Annotated in this window: 14 protein-coding genes; 11 read left to right on the top strand and 3 right to left on the bottom strand. The window is 70.7% G+C overall.

What is annotated here, in order from left to right:
• Positions 1 to 68 precede the first annotated feature (68 nt).
• The 3 genes from AC07VC_RS10690 (at position 69) to AC07VC_RS10680 (ending at position 4,031) form a co-directional block, all read left to right on the top strand.
• On the top strand, positions 69 to 1,040 hold the full coding sequence (locus AC07VC_RS10690) for a carbohydrate ABC transporter permease (protein WP_094115263.1): 972 nt from the start codon (positions 69 to 71) through the stop codon (positions 1,038 to 1,040).
• A 54-nt stretch (positions 1,041 to 1,094) separates the two neighbouring features.
• A complete protein-coding gene (locus AC07VC_RS10685) occupies positions 1,095 to 2,027 on the top strand; it encodes a carbohydrate ABC transporter permease (protein WP_494724464.1) in 933 nt (310 codons plus the stop codon).
• 123 nt (positions 2,028 to 2,150) lie between these two features.
• The gene (locus AC07VC_RS10680; RefSeq protein ID WP_494676550.1) at positions 2,151 to 4,031 is read left to right on the top strand and encodes an ABC transporter ATP-binding protein; all 1,881 of its coding nucleotides are present in this window, start codon (positions 2,151 to 2,153) and stop codon (positions 4,029 to 4,031) included.
• A gap of 79 nt (positions 4,032 to 4,110) precedes the next feature.
• On the opposite strand, the gene AC07VC_RS10675 is transcribed toward AC07VC_RS10680, so the two are convergent.
• Positions 4,111 to 4,878 (bottom strand): DUF305 domain-containing protein, encoded by a 768-nt coding sequence (locus AC07VC_RS10675; protein WP_494675293.1) that lies wholly within the window; start codon positions 4,876 to 4,878, stop codon positions 4,111 to 4,113.
• 2 nt (positions 4,879 to 4,880) lie between these two features.
• Positions 4,881 to 5,624, bottom strand: a complete 744-nt coding sequence (locus AC07VC_RS10670; protein ID WP_494675294.1) for a thioredoxin-like domain-containing protein — start codon at positions 5,622 to 5,624, stop codon at positions 4,881 to 4,883.
• 167 nt (positions 5,625 to 5,791) lie between these two features.
• On the opposite strand from AC07VC_RS10670, the gene AC07VC_RS10665 reads away from it, so the two are divergent.
• Both AC07VC_RS10665 and AC07VC_RS10660 read left to right on the top strand, forming a co-directional pair.
• Positions 5,792 to 7,156, top strand: coding sequence for a cystathionine beta-synthase (locus AC07VC_RS10665; protein WP_317229046.1), 1,365 nt, complete (start codon positions 5,792 to 5,794; stop codon positions 7,154 to 7,156).
• 47 nt (positions 7,157 to 7,203) lie between these two features.
• Positions 7,204 to 8,376, top strand: coding sequence for a cystathionine gamma-synthase (locus AC07VC_RS10660; protein ID WP_494675295.1), 1,173 nt, complete (start codon positions 7,204 to 7,206; stop codon positions 8,374 to 8,376).
• A gap of 99 nt (positions 8,377 to 8,475) precedes the next feature.
• On the opposite strand, the gene AC07VC_RS10655 is transcribed toward AC07VC_RS10660, so the two are convergent.
• Positions 8,476 to 9,240, bottom strand: coding sequence for an RNase H family protein (locus AC07VC_RS10655; RefSeq protein ID WP_494675296.1), 765 nt, complete (start codon positions 9,238 to 9,240; stop codon positions 8,476 to 8,478).
• A 190-nt stretch (positions 9,241 to 9,430) separates the two neighbouring features.
• Between AC07VC_RS10655 and AC07VC_RS10650 the strand changes: the two genes are divergently transcribed.
• The 6 genes from AC07VC_RS10650 to mmsA all read left to right on the top strand — a co-directional run bounded on the left by AC07VC_RS10650 (position 9,431) and on the right by mmsA (position 17,492).
• Positions 9,431 to 10,453 carry a LacI family DNA-binding transcriptional regulator gene (locus tag AC07VC_RS10650; RefSeq protein WP_104290771.1) on the top strand — a complete coding sequence of 341 codons (1,023 nt, stop codon included), beginning with the start codon at positions 9,431 to 9,433 and terminating at the stop codon, positions 10,451 to 10,453.
• A gap of 178 nt (positions 10,454 to 10,631) precedes the next feature.
• A complete protein-coding gene (gene araB, locus AC07VC_RS10645; protein WP_494675297.1) occupies positions 10,632 to 12,353 on the top strand; it encodes a ribulokinase in 1,722 nt (573 codons plus the stop codon).
• Complete coding sequence (locus AC07VC_RS10640) at positions 12,350 to 13,060, top strand: L-ribulose-5-phosphate 4-epimerase (RefSeq protein WP_494675298.1); 711 nt, start codon at positions 12,350 to 12,352, stop codon at positions 13,058 to 13,060. The genes araB and AC07VC_RS10640 overlap by 4 nt, the downstream gene beginning before the upstream one ends.
• A complete protein-coding gene (gene araA / locus AC07VC_RS10635) occupies positions 13,057 to 14,574 on the top strand; it encodes an L-arabinose isomerase (RefSeq protein WP_317229049.1) in 1,518 nt (505 codons plus the stop codon). Before AC07VC_RS10640 ends, araA begins: the two co-directional genes overlap by 4 nt.
• A 76-nt stretch (positions 14,575 to 14,650) precedes the next feature.
• A complete protein-coding gene (locus AC07VC_RS10630; RefSeq protein ID WP_317229050.1) occupies positions 14,651 to 15,781 on the top strand; it encodes a sugar-binding protein in 1,131 nt (376 codons plus the stop codon).
• Positions 15,782 to 15,962: 181 nt separating this feature from the next.
• Positions 15,963 to 17,492 carry a multiple monosaccharide ABC transporter ATP-binding protein gene (mmsA, locus tag AC07VC_RS10625; protein ID WP_494675299.1) on the top strand — a complete coding sequence of 510 codons (1,530 nt, stop codon included), beginning with the start codon at positions 15,963 to 15,965 and terminating at the stop codon, positions 17,490 to 17,492.

Raw genomic sequence — 17,492 nt, 5'->3', positions numbered from 1 at the left:
GGGGGTGGGAGACGGCGTCCTTCCCCCCCCCGCTCCCATCCCACCCCGACCCGAAGGGCGACACGTCCATGACGACCGCTGATCTGATCGGCAAGATCCTCCAGGTGGTGGCCGCGCTGGCCGTCTTCGCCGTGGTGATCGGGCTGATCCTGTTCCTCATCGACAAGGCGCCGAAGCGCGGCAAGGACTGGGTGCAGCTCGCGGCCTTCGTCCTCCCCGCGCTGATCCTGCTCGCCGTCGGCCTCATCTACCCGGCGTTCCGCACGACGCTGCTCGCCTTCCGCGACAACACGGGCGAGTGGGCCGGGTTCGACAACTTCGTGTGGATGTTCACCCAGCCGTCGGCGCTCCGCACGCTGCTCAACACGGTCATCTGGGTGATCTTCGTCCCGCTCCTCTCCACCGCCATCGGCCTCGCGTACGCCGTCTTCATCGACAAGTCGCGCGGCGAGAAGTACTTCAAGGCCCTGGTCTTCATGCCGATGGCCATCTCCTTCGTCGGCGCCGGCATCATCTGGCGCTTCGTCTACGACTACAAGTCGGGCGACAACGAGCAGATCGGCCTCCTCAACCAGATCCTCGTCTGGCTCGGCCAGCAGCCCGTGCAGTGGCTGCAGACCTCGCCCATCAACACGGCGCTGCTCATCATCGTGATGATCTGGATCCAGACCGGCTTCGCCATGGTCGTCCTCTCCGCGAGCATCAAGGGCGTGCCCACCGAGCAGCTCGAGGCCGCGCAGCTCGACGGCACCAACGCCTGGGAGCGGTTCCTCAACGTCACCCTCCCCGGCATCCGCGGGTCGCTGGTCGTGGTGGTCACCACCATCTCCATCGCCACCCTGAAGGTCTTCGACATCGTCCGCACCATGACCGCGGGCAACTTCGAGACGAGCGTCATCGCCAACGAGATGTACACGCAGGCGTTCCGCGCCGGCGAGCAGGGCCGAGGGTCCGCGCTCGCGATCGTGCTGTTCCTCATGGTCCTGCCGATCGTCATCTACAACGTCCGCGTCATGAGCAAGCAGAAGGAGATCCGATGAGCGTCGCACCCCCCCGACCTCCCGGTCGCCGACCGCGGGACCCGCCGCGGCGCCATCGAGCAGGCCGCATCGGTCGGCGCGAAGAGCCGTCGCGTCAAGAACCGCCTCACGTCGCGTCGCGCGACCGCCGCCGCGCTCATCATCGCGGTGCTCTGGACGCTGCCCACGTTCGGGCTGTTCGTCTCCTCGTTCCGCCCGGCCGGCCTCATCCAGACCACCGGCTGGTGGACCATCTTCCAGAACCCGGGCTTCACGCTCGACAACTACCAGGACGTGCTGCTCTCGACGTCCCAGTCGTCGCCGCAGCTGGGCTCGTACTTCGTCAACTCGCTCGCCATCGCGATCCCGGCGACGCTGTTCCCGCTGGTCATCGCGTCCATGGCCGCGTACGCGTTCGCGTGGATCAAGTTCAAGGGCTCGAACTTCCTGTTCGTGCTGATCTTCGCGCTCCAGATCGTGCCGCTGCAGATGGCGCTCATCCCGCTGCTGCAGATGTTCACGCGCACCCTGCGCCCGCTCCAGGAGGCCGTGCACTCGGTCATCCCGATCATCCCCGACCAGGGCTACCTGCCGGTGTGGGTGGCGCACACGATCTTCGCGCTGCCGCTCGCGATCTTCCTGCTGCACAACTTCATCTCGGAGATCCCGGGCGAGGTCATCGAGGCGGCGCGCGTCGACGGCGCGAGCCACGGCCAGGTGTTCTTCCGCATCGTGCTGCCGCTGGCGCTCCCCGCCATCGCGTCGTTCGCGATCTTCCAGTTCCTCTGGGTCTGGAACGACCTGCTCGTGGCGCTCATCTTCTCCGGCGGCACGGCGGACGTGGCGCCGCTCACGCAGCGACTCGCGGAGCTCACGGGGACGCGCGGGCAGGACTGGCAGCGGCTCACCGCGGCCGCGTTCGTCTCGCTCATCGTGCCGCTCATCGTGTTCTTCAGCCTCCAGCGCTACTTCGTGCGCGGCCTGCTGGCGGGGTCCACGAAGGGCTGATCCGCCCTCGCGCCACCACGGCCCGGTCGTCCGCCCACGCGGACGGCCGGGCCGTCTCCCTGTGCGCCGCGGTCGTGGTCGGGGGTGATCCCCCACGGGCGTAAAATCGCCGGAATGACGAGGATGGGCGACATCGCCGCGGGCGGCGGGATGCGCGGAGGCGGCGGACGCCCCGGGCGGGTGAGCGCGGCCGATGCCGAGGCCCAGCGCCAGGCGAACGCCCAGGCGCCGAAGGTGGAGAACCTGCTCGGGCGCATCGCGGAGCTGTTCCGGCCGCACCGCCGCGCGCTCACGCTCACGGTCGTCCTCGTGCTCATCGGCGCGGGGCTCACGGTGGTGCCGCCGCTGCTCACGCAGCAGGCGTTCGACCGGGGTCTGTTCCCGCCCACGGGCGGCCCCGACATCCCGGTGCTGGTGGAGCTCGTCTCCATCATGATCGTGGTGTGGATCGCCGGCGCCGGGCTGGGCGTCTGGCAGACGTTCCTCACCGCCACGGTCGGCAACCGCGTCATGGGATCCATGCGCGTCGACCTGTTCTGCCACCTGCAGAGCATGGAGCTCGGCTTCTTCACGCGCACGAAGACCGGCGTCATCCAGTCCCGCCTGCAGAACGACGTGGGCGGCGTGGCCGCGGTCCTCACGAACACGGTCTCGAGCGTGCTGGGCAACACCGTCACCGTCATCGCGGCCCTCGTGGCGATGCTCGTGCTCAACTGGCAGCTGACCCTCGTCGCGGTCGTGCTCATGCCGGTCCTCGTGGTCGCGCAGCGCCGCGTCGGGCAGGTCCGCGCGCGCATCGCGTCGCGGACGCAGGAGTCGCTGTCGGACATGACCGCGATCACGCAGGAGACCCTCTCGGTCTCCGGCATCCTGCTGTCCAAGAGCTTCAACCGCCAGGGCGCCGAGACCGCGCGCTACGAGGCCGAGAACCGCACGCAGATCCGGCTGCAGGTCAGCCAGCAGATGAGCGGGCAGTGGTTCTTCGCGCTCGTGCAGATCTTCCTCTCCATCATCCCGGCCATCGTCTACGTGGTGGCCGGGTTCCTCATCACCGGCGGCGTCAGCGTCACGGCGGGCACGATCGTGGCGTTCACGACCGTGCAGGCGCGCCTCATGTGGCCGCTCATCGGCCTGATGCGGGTCGCCCTCGACCTGCAGACCTCGGGTGCCCTGTTCGCCCGCATCTTCGAGTACCTGGACCTCGAGCCCGCCATCCGCGACCGGCACGACGCCCGCGCGGTGCCCGCCGGTCCGGCGCTCGGCCGCGTCGCGTTCGAGGACGTGCGCTTCTCGTACCCCGACACGCGCCCCGGCGAGCGTCCCACCCTCGACGGCATGTCGTTCGAGATCCAGCCCGGCCAGTTCGCGGCGTTCGTGGGTCCCTCGGGCGCCGGCAAGACCACGGTGTCGTACCTGATCCCGCGGTTCCACGACGTGACCGGCGGCCGGGTGCTGTTCTCCGGCGAGGACGTGCGCGACCTCGGACAGGAGTCGCTGCTGGAGAACATCGGCATCGTGAGCCAGGAGACGTACCTCTTCCACGCCACCATCGGCGAGAACCTGCGGTACGCCCGGCCGGGCGCCACGCAGGAGCAGGTCGAGCAGGCCGCCCGCGCGGCGAACATCCACCAGACCATCGAGTCGTTCCCCGACGGGTACGACACGCTCGTGGGGGAGCGGGGCTACCGGCTCTCGGGCGGCGAGAAGCAGCGCATCGCGATCGCGCGGGTGCTGCTGAAGGACCCGGCCGTGCTCATCCTCGACGAGGCCACGAGCGCCCTCGACTCCATCTCGGAGCGCGTCGTGCAGCAGGCGCTCGACACGGCCTCCCGCGGCCGCACGACCATCGCCATCGCGCACCGCCTCTCGACCGTGGTCGACGCCGACGTGATCTTCGTGGTCGTCGCCGGCCGCATCGTGGAGCAGGGCACGCACGCGGAGCTGCTGGCACGCCGGGGCGAGTACGCGCGCCTCTACAGCCACCAGCGCACCGAGGCCGCCTGAGCCAGCGGCCCGCCCCGACGACGGACCGCCCACCCGGGAGGCGGACGGGCGGTCGGATGCCGGGGATCGCGACGCGGGGTCAGGACCGGGCGTCGAGCAGCTGCTGCATGTAGAGGATCTCCTTGTCCTGCACCGTGACCATGCCCGTGGCGAGGTCGGTGACGAGGGGGTTCCGCGACCGGTCGAGGAGGGCCTGGGCCATCTCCACGCCGCCGCGGTGGTGGGCGATCATGAGCGTGAGGTACTGCCGCTCGGCGTCCACGCCCGTGAGGCCGCGCAGCTCGTCGAGGTCGGCCTGCGACGCGAGGCCCGGCATGGCGGCGCCGGGGGTCATGTCCATCGACCCGTGATCGGTCCGGCCGTCGTGCGTGGGGAGCGTCATCCAGGTCATGCGCGCCTGCGACGGCGCCTGGTCGAGGCCCCACGAGGTGAGGAACGCGTACATCTGGCCGGCCTGCTGCGACTGCGCCTGGGCGATGTCCTGCGCGATGAGCTTCACCTCGGGGTCGTCCGTGCGGTCGATGATCATCAGCGACATCTGCACGGCCTGCTCGTGGTGCACCTGCATGTCGCGGGAGAAGCCCGCCTCCGCGCTGTTGGTGCTCGGCGTCAGGGCCGAGACGGGCGCGGTGACGCGGCCGACGAGCAGCCCGGCGACCACCAGGGCGACCGCCACGATGCCGGCGGCGAGGCCGATGCGGATCCGGCGTCCCCGGGCGCGCGCCTGGTCGCCGTGCGCGATGAGCCCCTCGAGCTCCTCCTCGCGGATGTCGTCGTCCGGGACGTGGTCGACGACGACGTCCCCGTCAGCGTCGCGCCCGGAGGCGTCGACCCCGCGATCGGCCACGGTCAGCCGACCCGGCCCTCGCCCTCGAGCGCGCCGGTGCACGCGGCGCCGGCCTCGGGGGCGTTGGGGCTCTTCCAGTACTTGGCCATGAAGTCCTTGATGCGCTGGTCGTCGACCGAGTCGACCTTGACCTGCGCGCCCCACGCGGAGAGCGCGATGGGGGTGTCGATGCCCTCGTAGGGCGACATGGTGACGTAGCCGCCGAACGACTCCGCGTACTTCTGGAGGTTCGAGAGGTCCTCGCCCGTGACCTGGTCGGCGTCGTAGGTGATCCACACGGCGCCGTGCTCGAGGTCGTGCACCGCGTTCTCGTTCGGCTGCGGCTGGTCGTAGACGCCGCAGTTCAGCCACATGGCGTTGTGCTCGCCACCGGCCGGCGGGCTCATGCCGGCGTACTTGGCGGCGTAGTCGACCGTGCCCTGGACGTGCGTGCTGGGGAGCGAGTCCCACGTCTGCAGGCCCTGGATGGTGATGTCGTCCGGGTCCTGCTTCGGCGTGCCGCTGGAGACGACCACGCCGATGACGATGGCGACCACGGCGGCCGCGGCGACGGATCCCGTGATGATGCCGATGAGGCGGTTGCGGCGCGCGCGGTCCTGCTGCTTCTTCAGCGCCGCCACCTTCTCGGCACGGCGGGCCTCGCGCTGCTGCTTGACCGTGAGGTCCTTCTGGGCCTGCTTGGCGGTCGGCGGGACGGGCCGTCCGCTCGTGTCGCCGGAGGGCGTGGTGTCGTCGCGTCGCGCCACGGATGGTCCTTCTCTGCTGGGGGGAACGTGGGGCCAGGGTACCGGCCGGGGCTGGGCGCCCCCTGCTGGGGCGGCCCAGCGCCCCGCAACAGCGCGCCCGGGCGCGCCTACACTGGACGGGCGGTCCCGCCGGACCGCGCACCTCAGAGCCGGGAGCCCCACCTCACGTGAAGTACGCCGACACGATCCTCGACCTCATCGGGAACACCCCGCTCGTCAAGCTGAACCGGGTGGTCGAGGGCATCCAGGCGACCGTGCTGGTGAAGGTCGAGTACCTGAACCCCGGCGGCAGCGCGAAGGACCGCATCGCGACGCGCATCATCGACGCCGCCGAGCGCGACGGGAGGCTGCAGCCCGGCGGCACGATCGTCGAGCCCACCTCCGGCAACACGGGCGTCGGCCTCGCGCTCGTCGCCCAGCAGCGCGGCTACCGGTGCGTCTTCGTCCTGCCGGACAAGGTCGGCGAGGACAAGCGGAACGTGCTCACGGCGTACGGCGCCGAGATCGTCGTCACACCCACCTCGGTGGCGCCCGACCACCCCGACTCCTACTACTCGGTGAGCGACCGGCTCGCGCGCGAGATCCCGGGCGCCTTCAAGCCCGACCAGTACTCCAACCCGAACGGGCCGCTCAGCCACTACGAGACCACGGGTCCGGAGATCTGGCGCGACACGGAGGGCGAGATCACCCACTTCGTGGCGGGCGTCGGCACCGGCGGCACCATCAGCGGCGTCGGCCGCTACCTCAAGGAGGTGTCGGAGGGGCGCGTGCGCATCGTCGGCGCCGACCCCGAGGGCTCGGTCTACTCCGGCGGCACCGGCCGGCCGTACCTCGTCGAGGGCGTGGGGGAGGACTTCTGGCCGGCGGCCTACGACCCCGACGTGGTGGACGAGGTCATCGCGTCGAGCGACCAGGAGTCGTTCGACATGACGCTCCGGCTCGCCCGCGAGGAGGGACTGCTCGTCGGCGGGTCCAGCGGCATGGCCGTGGTCTCCGCCCTCAAGGCGGCGAAGGACCTCGGTCCCGACGCCGTCATGGTCGTCCTGCTGCCCGACGGCGGCCGCGGCTACCTCGGCAAGATCTTCAACGAGCGGTGGATGCGCTCCTACGGGTTCGCGAAGGTGTCCGGCGAGCGCACCGTCGCCGACGTGATGAGCGCGAAGACCGGCAGCCTGCCCGACCTCGTGCACGCGCACCCGAACGACACCATCCGCGACGCCATCCGCATCATGACCGAGTACGACGTCTCGCAGCTGCCGGTCCTCGCGGCCGAGCCGCCCGTCGTCATGGGCGAGGTGGCGGGCGCGGTGGACGAGCGCAGCCTGCTGGAGCTCGTCTTCAGCGGCCGCGCGCAGCTGTCCGACCAGGTGGGGCCCTTCGCCGGCGACGCCTTCGGCCTCATCGGCGTCAACGAGACGGTGCCCGAGGCGTGGCGCGCGCTCGGATCCGCCGACGCGCTCATGGTGAGCGACGGCGGCAAGCCCGTCGGCGTCATCACGCGGCACGACCTCCTGACCTACCTCACCGACTGATCCGCCGGCCGAGGCCCGCCGATCCCTGACGCACAGAGACGAGCACCGTGAGCGACAAGCACGACTTCGACACCCGCGCGATCCACGCAGGGCAGGACCCGGATCCCACCACGGGCGCCGTGATCCCGCCCCTCTACCTGACGAGCACGTTCGTCCAGGACGGCATCGGCGGCCTCCGCGGCGGCTACGAGTACGCGCGGAGCGCCAATCCCACGCGCACCGGCCTGCAGGAGCTCCTCGCGTCGCTCGAGCGGGGCCGCCACGCGTTCTCGTTCGCGTCCGGCCTCGCCGCCGAGGACACCCTGCTGCGCGCGATCACCCGCCCGGGCGACCGCATCGTGCTGAGCGACGACGTGTACGGCGGCACCTACCGCCTCCTCACGCGCGTCCTGGGCGACTGGGGCGTCGTCGTCGAGACCGTCGACATGAGCGACCTCGCCGAGGTCGAGCGGGTCCTCGGGTCCGGTCCCGCCAATGTGCTCTGGGTCGAGACGCCCAGCAACCCGCTCATGAAGATCAGCGACATCCGCGCGCTCGCCGACCTCGGCCATGCGGCCGGAGCCACCGTGGTCGTCGACAACACCTTCGCCTCGCCGTACCTCCAGCAGCCGCTCACGCTCGGCGCCGACGTGGTCGTGCACTCCACCACCAAGTACCTCGGCGGGCACTCCGACGTGCTCGGCGGCGCGCTGATCCTGGACGACGACGGGCTCGCGGAGAAGGTCGGCTTCCTGCAGTTCGCCGTCGGCGCCGTGTCCGGCCCCATGGACGCGTGGCTCACCACGCGCGGCATCAAGACCCTGGCCGTGCGCGTCGAGCGCCACTCCTCCAACGCGGAGGAGATCGCCGCGTTCCTGCAGCAGCACCCCGACGTGACGGCCGTGCACTACCCGGGCCTTCCCGAGCACCCGGGCCACGACATCGCGAAGTCGCAGATGTCCGGCTTCGGCGGCATGATCTCGTTCCAGGTGCGCGGGGGAGCGAAGGCCGCGCGGCGCGTGGTGGAGGGGACCCGCGTCTTCCAGCTGGCGGAGTCGCTCGGCGGCGTCGAGTCCCTCATCAGCTACCCGTCCGAGATGACGCACGCGTCCGTAAAGGGCACGCCGCTCGAGGTGCCGGACGATCTCGTGCGCCTGTCGGTGGGCATCGAGGCCGTCGAGGACCTCGTGGTCGACCTCGAGCGCGCGCTCGGCAAGGCCCTCAAGCAGGGCAAGCACTAGGCGCGGGAGGGGCGCGGCGCGGATGCGTCCGCGCACCGACGCCCCTCCTCCGCGGCGGGCCAGGGTCCCGGTGGCGGTTCCGGCCCGGCCCGGTCCCGGTCAGGGCAGGAGGAGCCGCACCGCCTCGTCGACGCTCACGCCGCGCTCCCGCGCGTGGGCGCTGAGGCGCGCCATCGCGTCGCGGTCGAGCGCGATCGTGAGGGTGGTGTCGCCCGGCTCCGGCGCGGTCTCCTCGTCGAACGCGTCGAAGTCGAACAGCCCGGGCTGCGCGGGCGCCTCGGCCTCCAGCTCCTCGGCCTGGGCGACGACGGGATCGGCGGCGCGCTCGGCGTCCGCCTCGACGGCCGCGGCCTCGGTGTCCGCGTCGGCGTCCCCGGCGTCGCCCGGGCCGTCGGCGGCGTGGCCGGCCCAGCCGGGTCCGGCCGGGACGGCGCTGCGACCCTGGAAGGCGGTCGCCACGGCGCGCGCGCGTGCGTCGGCGGCCTCGTTCAGCGGGTGGTTCGCGTGCCCCTTCACCCACTCGAAGCGGTAGCGCCGTCCCTGGATCTCGGCATCGATCTCCTTGAGCAGCTCCACGTTGAGCACCGGCTTGCCGTCGCCCTTGCGCCAGCCCTTGCGCTTCCACCCGGGCATCCACTTCGTCACCGAGTTGATGACGTACTGGCTGTCGCAGAGCACGAGGAGGTCGTCGTCGAGGTGGGCGGTCGCGCGGAACAGCTCGAGCACGGCCTTCAGCTCGCCCTGGTTGTTCGTGGCGTGCACCCAGCCGCCCGCGGCCCAGTGCTCGTCGTCGACGTACCAGGCCCAGCCGGCGGGTCCGGGGTTGCCGAGCGCGGATCCGTCTGCCGCGGCGGTGATCGTCACAGGTGGTGCCTCTCGTCGGTGGAGGACCAGTCTGCCGCAGGGCGCCGACCCCGGACGCCCCGCGTCCCGGAGGGTCCGCACCCCGGTCGCAGGGACGCGTCACCCCGCGTGTGACTGTCACATGTGACAATGTGACAGCTGCGCCGCACGGCGCGACGGGGGCCGCGGCCCCGCACGAGGACGAGGGTCGATGATGACGACGGAGACGCCGCGCGGGCGCGCGCCCAGCATCCGCGACGTCGCGCGCCTCGCCGGCGTCTCGCACCAGACCGTCTCCCGCGTGCTCAACGACTCGCCCTCCCTGCGCGCCGAGACTCGCCAGCGCGTGCTCGACGTGATGGAGCAGGTGCAGTACCGGCCGAACCGCGCCGCCCGGGCGCTCGTCACGAGCCGCTCCCGCACCATCGGGGTCCTCACCTCGCAGAGCTCGCAGTACGGGCCGGCCTCCTCGATCGCGGCCATCGAGGCGGCGGCGCGCGAGGCCGGGTACCTGGTCACGACCACGAACCTCGCGTCGTCCGACGAGGCCGCGATCCAGGTCGCGCTCGGCCACCTCGTGGAGCAGGCCGTGGAGGGGCTCGTGGTCGTCGCGCCCCAGGTCCGCGTCCGCGAGGTCATCGCCAGCATGTCGCTCGACGTGCCGTACGTGACGATGCAGAGCGACGGCCTCGGGGACGCGCACGCGCTCTCCGTCGACCAGATCGCCGGCGCCCGGCTCGCCACGCGGCATCTGCTGGACCTCGGCCACCGGGACATCTACCACCTCGCCGGCCCCCAGGACTGGATCGAGGCGGAGGCGCGCATGCGCGGCTTCCTGGACGCGATGTCGGCGGCGGACGTGCCCACCACGGCGCCGATCCTCGGCGACTGGACCGCGGAGTTCGGCTACTACGCGGGCCGGGAGATGCTGCGCCTCCGCGACTTCACGGCGATCTTCTCGAGCAACGACCAGATGGCGCTCGGCCTCATCCACGCGGTGCGCGACGCGGGGCTCGACGTGCCGCGGGACGTGAGCATCGTCGGCTTCGACGACATCCCGGAGGCGGCGCACTTCTGGCCGCCCCTCACGACGGTGCGCCAGGACTTCGCGGAGGTCGGCCGCCGCTCGGTGGCGCTCCTGCTCGACGGGATGGGCGGCTCGGGCGACCGCTACAGCGGCACGATCATGCCCGAGCTCGTCGTCCGGGCGTCCACCGGACCGCCCTCGTCCTGACCATCGGGCGACCACGACGCCCCCGATCGAGGCCGCCGCCACCCCATTCCGAGGGGTCGGGCCGTCTCGGCTTGACAGGTCGATCGTCCGGGTGTGAGAGTGACATCCGCCGATGTGACCGTTCACATCACGCGCGGCCTTCCCGGGCCGCACTGCATCAGACGAAGGAGTCGATCCCGTGCCCAGTGCCCCTGCCCCCCGCGATGCCGAGGCCGGCCAGGCTCCGCAGAGCGAGAGCGTTCCGCGGTCCGAGCAGTACGTCATCGGGGTCGACTACGGCACCCTCTCCGGCCGCGCCGTCGTCGTGCGCGTCTCGGACGGCGTCGAGCTCGGCTCCGGCGTCCTCGACTACCCGCACGCGGTCATGGACGACACGCTCGCCGCGACCGGCGCGCAGCTCCCGCCCGAGTGGGCCCTGCAGGTCCCGAGCGACTACGTCGACGTGCTGAAGCAGGCGGTGCCCGCCGCCATCCGCGAGGCCGGCATCGACCCCGCAGACGTCATCGGCATCGGCACCGACTTCACGGCCTGCACCATGGTCCCCACCCTCGCCGACGGCACGCCGCTCAACGAGGTCGAGGGCTACGCGGACCGCCCCCACGCCTACGTCAAGCTCTGGAAGCACCATGCGGCCCAGTCGCACGCCGACCGCATCAACGCGCTGGCCGAGGAGCGCGGCGAGGCGTGGCTGGCCCGCTACGGCGGCCTCATCTCCAGCGAGTGGGAGTTCGCTAAGGGCCTGCAGCTCCTCGAGGAGGACCCCGAGCTCTACGGCCTCATGGACCACTGGGTCGAGGCGGCCGACTGGATCGTGTGGCAGCTCACGGGCTCCTACGTGCGCAACGCCTGCACCGCCGGCTACAAGGGCATCCTCCAGGACGGCGAGTACCCCACCCGCGAGTTCCTCGGGGCGCTCAACCCGGACTTCGCCTCCTTCGCCGAGGACAAGGTCGCCCACGAGATCGGCCAGCTCGGCTCCGCGGCCGGCACCCTGTCCGCCGAGGCCGCCGCGTGGACGGGCCTCCCGGAGGGCATCGCGGTCGCGGTCGGCAACGTCGACGCGCACGTGACGGCCCCCGTCGCCCGTGCTGTCGAGCCCGGCCAGATGGTCGCCATCATGGGCACGAGCACCTGCCACGTCATGAACAGCGACGTGCTGACCGAGGTCCCCGGCATGTGCGGCGTCGTCGACGGCGGCATCGTCTCGGGCCTCTACGGCTACGAGGCCGGCCAGTCCGGCGTGGGCGACATCTTCGCCTGGTACGTCAAGAACCAGGTCCCAGCGCGCTACGCCGAGGAGGCCGCCGCGGCCGGGAAGAGCGTGCACCAGCACCTCACCGACCTCGCCGCCGACCAGCCCGTCGGCGGCCACGGCCTCGTCGCGCTCGACTGGCACTCCGGCAACCGCTCGGTCCTCGTCGACCACGAGCTCTCCGGCCTCGTCGTCGGCACGACGCTCACCACCCGCACCGAGGAGGTCTACCGGGCGCTGCTCGAGGCCACCGCGTTCGGCACCCGCAAGATCGTCGAGACGTTCGGCGCCTCGGGCGTCCCCGTCACGGAGTTCATCGTCGCGGGCGGCCTGCTGAAGAACGCGTTCCTCATGCAGGCGTACAGCGACATCCTCCGCCTCCCCATCTCGGTCATCACGAGCGAGCAGGGCCCGGCGCTCGGATCCGCGATCCACGCCGCCGTCGCCGCCGGCGCCTACCCCGACGTCCGCGTCGCGGGTGACGCCATGGGCAAGGTCGAGCGCGGCCGCTACCAGCCGGACGAGGAGCGCTCGCTCGCCTACGACCGCCTGTACGAGGAGTACTCGACGCTGCACGACTACTTCGGTCGCGGCGCCAACGACGTCATGAAGCGCCTCAAGTCGCTGAAGAGGGAGGCCCGCGCGTGAGCACCTACGCACCCGAGATCGAGGTCGCGGTCGCCCGCGTCCGCTCCGAGGTCTCCCGCCTGCACGCCGAGCTCGTGCGCTACGGCCTCGTGGTCTGGACCGGCGGCAACGTCTCCGGACGCGTCCCCGGCGCCGACCTCTTCGTGATCAAGCCGTCCGGCGTGAGCTACGACGACCTGAGCCCCGAGAACATGATCCTCTGCGACCTCGACGGCAACGTGATCCCGGACACCCCGGGCTCCCGCAACGCGCCCTCGAGCGACACGGCGGCGCACGCGTACGTCTACCGCAACATGCCCGAGGTGGGCGGCGTGGTCCACACGCACTCCACCTACGCGGTGGCGTGGGCGGCCCGTCGCGAGCCCATCCCGTGCGTGATCACCGCCATGGCCGACGAGTTCGGCGGCGAGATCCCGGTGGGCCCGTTCGCCATCATCGGCGACGACTCGATCGGCCGCGGCATCGTGGAGACCCTCACCGGCCACCGCTCCCGCGCCGTGCTGATGGCGGGCCACGGCCCGTTCACCATCGGCAAGGACGCGAAGGACGCCGTGAAGGCGGCCGTCATGGTCGAGGACGTGGCGCGCACCGTGCACATCTCGCGCCAGCTGGGCGAGCCGACCGCCCTGCCCGTCGAGGCCGTCGACTCCCTGTTCGACCGCTACCAGAACGTCTACGGACAAGCACCCCAAGGAGCCCTGAAGTGAGCCGCATCACCACGTCCCTCGACCACTACGAGGTCTGGTTCCTCACCGGCAGCCAGAACCTGTACGGCGAGGAGACCCTCCAGCAGGTCGCCGAGCAGTCGCAGGAGATCGCCCGGCAGCTCGAGGAGGCGTCGGACGTGCCCGTCCGCGTCGTGTGGAAGCCAGTCCTCAAGGACTCCGACAGCATCCGCCGCATGGCGCTCGAGGCCAACGCGAGCGACCGCACCATCGGCCTCATCGCCTGGATGCACACGTTCAGCCCCGCGAAGATGTGGATCCAGGGCCTCGACGCCCTGCAGAAGCCGTTCCTGCACCTCCACACGCAGGCCAACGTCGCGCTGCCGTGGAGCAGCATCGACATGGACTTCATGAACCTCAACCAGGCGGCGCACGGCGACCGCGAGTTCGGCTACATCCAGTCGCGACTCGGCGTCACCCGCAAGACCGTCGTCGGCCACGTCAGCACCGAGTCCGTCCGCACGAGCATCGCCACCTGGATGCGCGCCGCCGCCGGCTGGGCCGCCGTGCACGAGCTCAAGGTCGCCCGCTTCGGCGACAACATGCGCTACGTCGCCGTCACCGAGGGCGACAAGACCGAGGCCGAGCTGAAGTTCGGCGTCAGCGTCAACACCTGGGGCGTCAACGACCTCGTCGAGCGCGTGGACGCGGCGACCGACGCCGAGATCGACGCGCTGGTCGACGAGTACGAGGAGCTCTACGACATCGCCCCCGAGCTGCGGCGCGGCGCCGAGCGCCACGAGTCGCTCCGCTACGGCGCGGCGATCGAGGTCGGGCTCCGCTCGTTCCTCGAGGAGGGCGGCTTCGGCGCCTTCACCACGAGCTTCGAGGACCTCGGCGGGCTCCGCCAGCTCCCCGGCCTCGCGGTCCAGCGCCTCATGGCGGAGGGCTACGGCTTCGGCGCGGAGGGCGACTGGAAGACGGCCGTCCTCATCCGCGCGGCGAAGGTCATGGGCGCGGGCCTCCCGGGCGGTGCGAGCCTCATGGAGGACTACACGTACCACCTCGTGCCCGGCGAGGAGAAGATCCTCGGCGCCCACATGCTCGAGGTCTGCCCGACGCTCACCACGGGCCGGCCGAGCCTCGAGATCCACCCGCTCGGCATCGGGGGCCGCGAGGACCCGGTGCGCCTCGTCTTCGACACCGACCCCGGCCCCGCGGTCGTCGTCGCCATGTCGGACATGCGCGACCGCTTCCGCATCGTCGCCAACGTCGTGGAGGTCGTGCCGCTCGACGAGCCCCTCCCGAACCTGCCCGTCGCCCGTGCCGTGTGGAAGCCCGCACCCGACTTCGCGACGAGCGCCGCGGCCTGGCTCACCGCCGGGGCCGCCCACCACACGGTCATGAGCACGCAGGTCGGCGTCGAGGTCTTCGAGGACTTCGCCGAGATCGCGCGCACCGAGCTCCTCGTCATCGACGAGGACACGACCCTCAAGGGTTTCACCAAGGAAGTCCGCTGGAACCAGGCGTACCACCGCCTGGCCCAGGGCCTGTAACACCCACACCAGGGGTGCGGACCCGGCGCAGATGCCGGATCCGCGTCTCACAGCAGCAGTACGAAAGGACACGACCGTGAAGATGAAGAAGGTCCTCGTCGGCATCGCCGCCACGAGCATCGCCCTCTCCCTCGCCGCCTGCTCCGGCGGCGGCGGAGGCCGCGGCGGCGCCGCCGCCGACGGCGAGGTGAACCCCGCCGACACCCTCGTCGGCGTCGCCATGCCGACCAAGACCAGCGAGCGCTGGGTCGACGACGGCAACAACGTGCAGAAGCAGCTCACCGACCTGGGCTACCAGGTCGACCTGCAGTACGCCAACGACAAGGTCCAGGACCAGATCTCGCAGATCGAGACGATGCTGAACAAGGGCGCCAAGGCGCTCATCGTCGCGTCGATCGACGGCACCGCGCTGACCCAGGTCCTCAAGACCGCGGCCGACGACGGCGTCAAGGTCATCGCGTACGACCGCCTGATCAACGGCACCGAGGACGTCGACTACTACACGACGTTCGACAACCAGCAGGTGGGCGTGCTCCAGGGCAACTCCCTCCTCCAGGGCCTCGGCCTCGTCGACGCCGACGGCAACAGCACCGGCAGCACCGAGAAGAAGACCATCGAGATCTTCGCGGGCAGCCCGGACGACAACAACGCGCAGTTCTTCTACGACGGCGCGATGGAGACCCTCAAGCCGTTCCTCGACTCCGGCCAGGTCACCGTCGGCTCCGGCCAGACGGACTTCAGCCAGGTCGCGATCCAGCAGTGGAAGCTCGAGGGCGCCCAGGCGCGCATGGAGAACCTCCTCAGCGGGTTCTACGGCGGCGGCCAGCAGCTCGACGGCGTGCTCTCGCCCTACGACGGCCTGTCGCGCGGCGTGATCAACGCCCTGCGCTCGAGCGGCACGGCGGACGACGCCATGCCGATCATCACCGGCCAGGACGGCGAGAAGGCGTCCGACAAGCTCATCCTCGACGGCGTCCAGTACTCGACGATCTTCAAGGACACGCGCCTCCTCGGCGCCGAGGCCGTCACCATGGTCGACGACCTGCTGAAGGGCGAGACCCCGGACGCGCCCGACACCTACAACAACAAGGTGAAGGACGTCCCGACCAAGCAGTTCCCGCCCGTCACCGTGACGAAGGACAACCTCATCGAGGTCATCGTCGACAGCGGCTACTACACGCAGGACGAGATCGACAAGGGCGAGTAGTCCTCACCCGCACCGCACGTAGCGCGGTGCACCCGGCCGGTCGACGCTCGCGTCGACAGGCCTCCCCCCGGATCGGGCCGGCCGTGCACCACGGCCGGCCCGACCCCGGGCGGCGCTCACCCGCCGCCCGGCGCACCACCGCCGGGCACCCGGCACCACCATCCACAAAGCGAGGCAGGACATGGCCAACCACATTCTCGAGATGCGCGGCATCACCAAGACGTTCCCCGGCGTCAAGGCGCTGCAGGACGTCAATCTCGAGGTCACGCGCGGCACGTGCCACGCGATCTGCGGCGAGAACGGTGCCGGGAAGTCGACCCTCATGAAGGTCCTCTCCGGCGTGTACCCCGCGGGCTCCTACGACGGCGACATCGTCCTCGAGGACGAGGTCGTCAAGTTCTCCAACATCCGCGACAGCGAGAAGTCGGGCGTGGTGATCATCCACCAGGAGCTCGCGCTCAGCCCCTACCTCTCCATCGCGGAGAACATCTTCCTCGGCAACGAGATCTCCAAGGGCGGGTTCATCGACTGGAACGCCACCAACCTCGAGGCGGCCAAGCTCCTCGCCCGCGTCGGGCTGAACGACAACCCGGCCACGCGGATCGCCGACATCGGCGTCGGCAAGCAGCAGCTCGTGGAGATCGCGAAGGCGCTCTCCAAGGAGGTGAAGCTCCTCATCCTCGACGAGCCGACCGCCGCGCTCAACGACGAGGACTCCGCCCACCTGCTCGACCTGATCAAGCACCTCAAGGGCCAGGGCATCACGAGCATCATCATCAGCCACAAGCTGAACGAGATCAAGGCGATCGCCGACGCCGTCACGATCATCCGCGACGGCAAGACCATCGAGACCCTCGACCTCGAGCGCGACTCCATCAGCGAGGAGCGCATCATCAAGGGCATGGTCGGCCGCGACCTCCAGAGCCGCTACCCCGACCGCACCCCGGACATCGGCGAGGAGGTGCTGCGCATCGAGGACTGGACGGTCCACCACCCGCAGGAGCACTCCCGCGTCGTCGTCGACCACGCGAACCTCAACGTCCGCGCCGGTGAGGTCGTCGGGATCGCCGGCCTCATGGGCGCCGGGCGCACCGAGCTCGCGATGAGCGTCTTCGGCCGCTCCTACGGCGCGAACATCTCCGGGAAGCTCTACAAGCGCGGCAAGGAGATCACCGCCCGCACGGTGGGGGAGGCCATCAAGAACGGCCTCGCGTACGCCACCGAGGACCGCAAGCACTACGGCCTCAACCTCATCGACGACATCAAGCGCAACGTCTCCGGCGCGGCGCTCGAGAAGCTGGCGAAGGCCGGCTGGGTCGACGCGAACGAGGAGTACGTGGTGGCCGACGGCTACCGCAAGTCCATGAACATCAAGGCACCGAGCGTCGGGTCCATCACCGGGAAGCTCTCGGGCGGGAACCAGCAGAAGGTCGTCCTCTCCAAGTGGATGTTCTCCGACCCGGACGTGCTGATCCTCGACGAGCCCACCCGCGGCATCGACGTCGGCGCCAAGTACGAGATCTACACGATCATCAACGCGCTCGCCGCGCAGGGGAAGGCCGTCATCGTCATCTCCAGCGAGCTGCCCGAGCTGCTCGGCATCTGCGACCGCATCTACGCCCTCTCCGCCGGGCGGATCACGGGCCAGCTCCCGATCGCTGAGGCGACCCCCGAGAGCCTCATGACCTACATGACCAAGGAAAAGGAATAG

It is taken from the genome of Clavibacter sp. GW821-FHT01D01 (assembly GCF_059422605.1).
Note: the sequence above shows the minus strand (reverse complement) of the source record. Positions and strands in the feature narration are given on the sequence as shown.

What these genes read in the sequence shown, in the direction of transcription:
- AC07VC_RS10650 (WP_104290771.1), top strand. Translation starts at nt 9,431, where the DNA reads ATGATGACGACGGAGACGCCGCGCGGGCGCGCGCCCAGCATCCGCGAC.
- mmsA (WP_494675299.1), top strand. Translation starts at nt 15,963, where the DNA reads ATGGCCAACCACATTCTCGAGATGCGCGGCATCACCAAGACGTTCCCC.
- AC07VC_RS10690 (WP_094115263.1), top strand. Translation starts at nt 69, where the DNA reads ATGACGACCGCTGATCTGATCGGCAAGATCCTCCAGGTGGTGGCCGCG.
- AC07VC_RS10680 (WP_494676550.1), top strand. Translation starts at nt 2,151, where the DNA reads ATGGGCGACATCGCCGCGGGCGGCGGGATGCGCGGAGGCGGCGGACGC.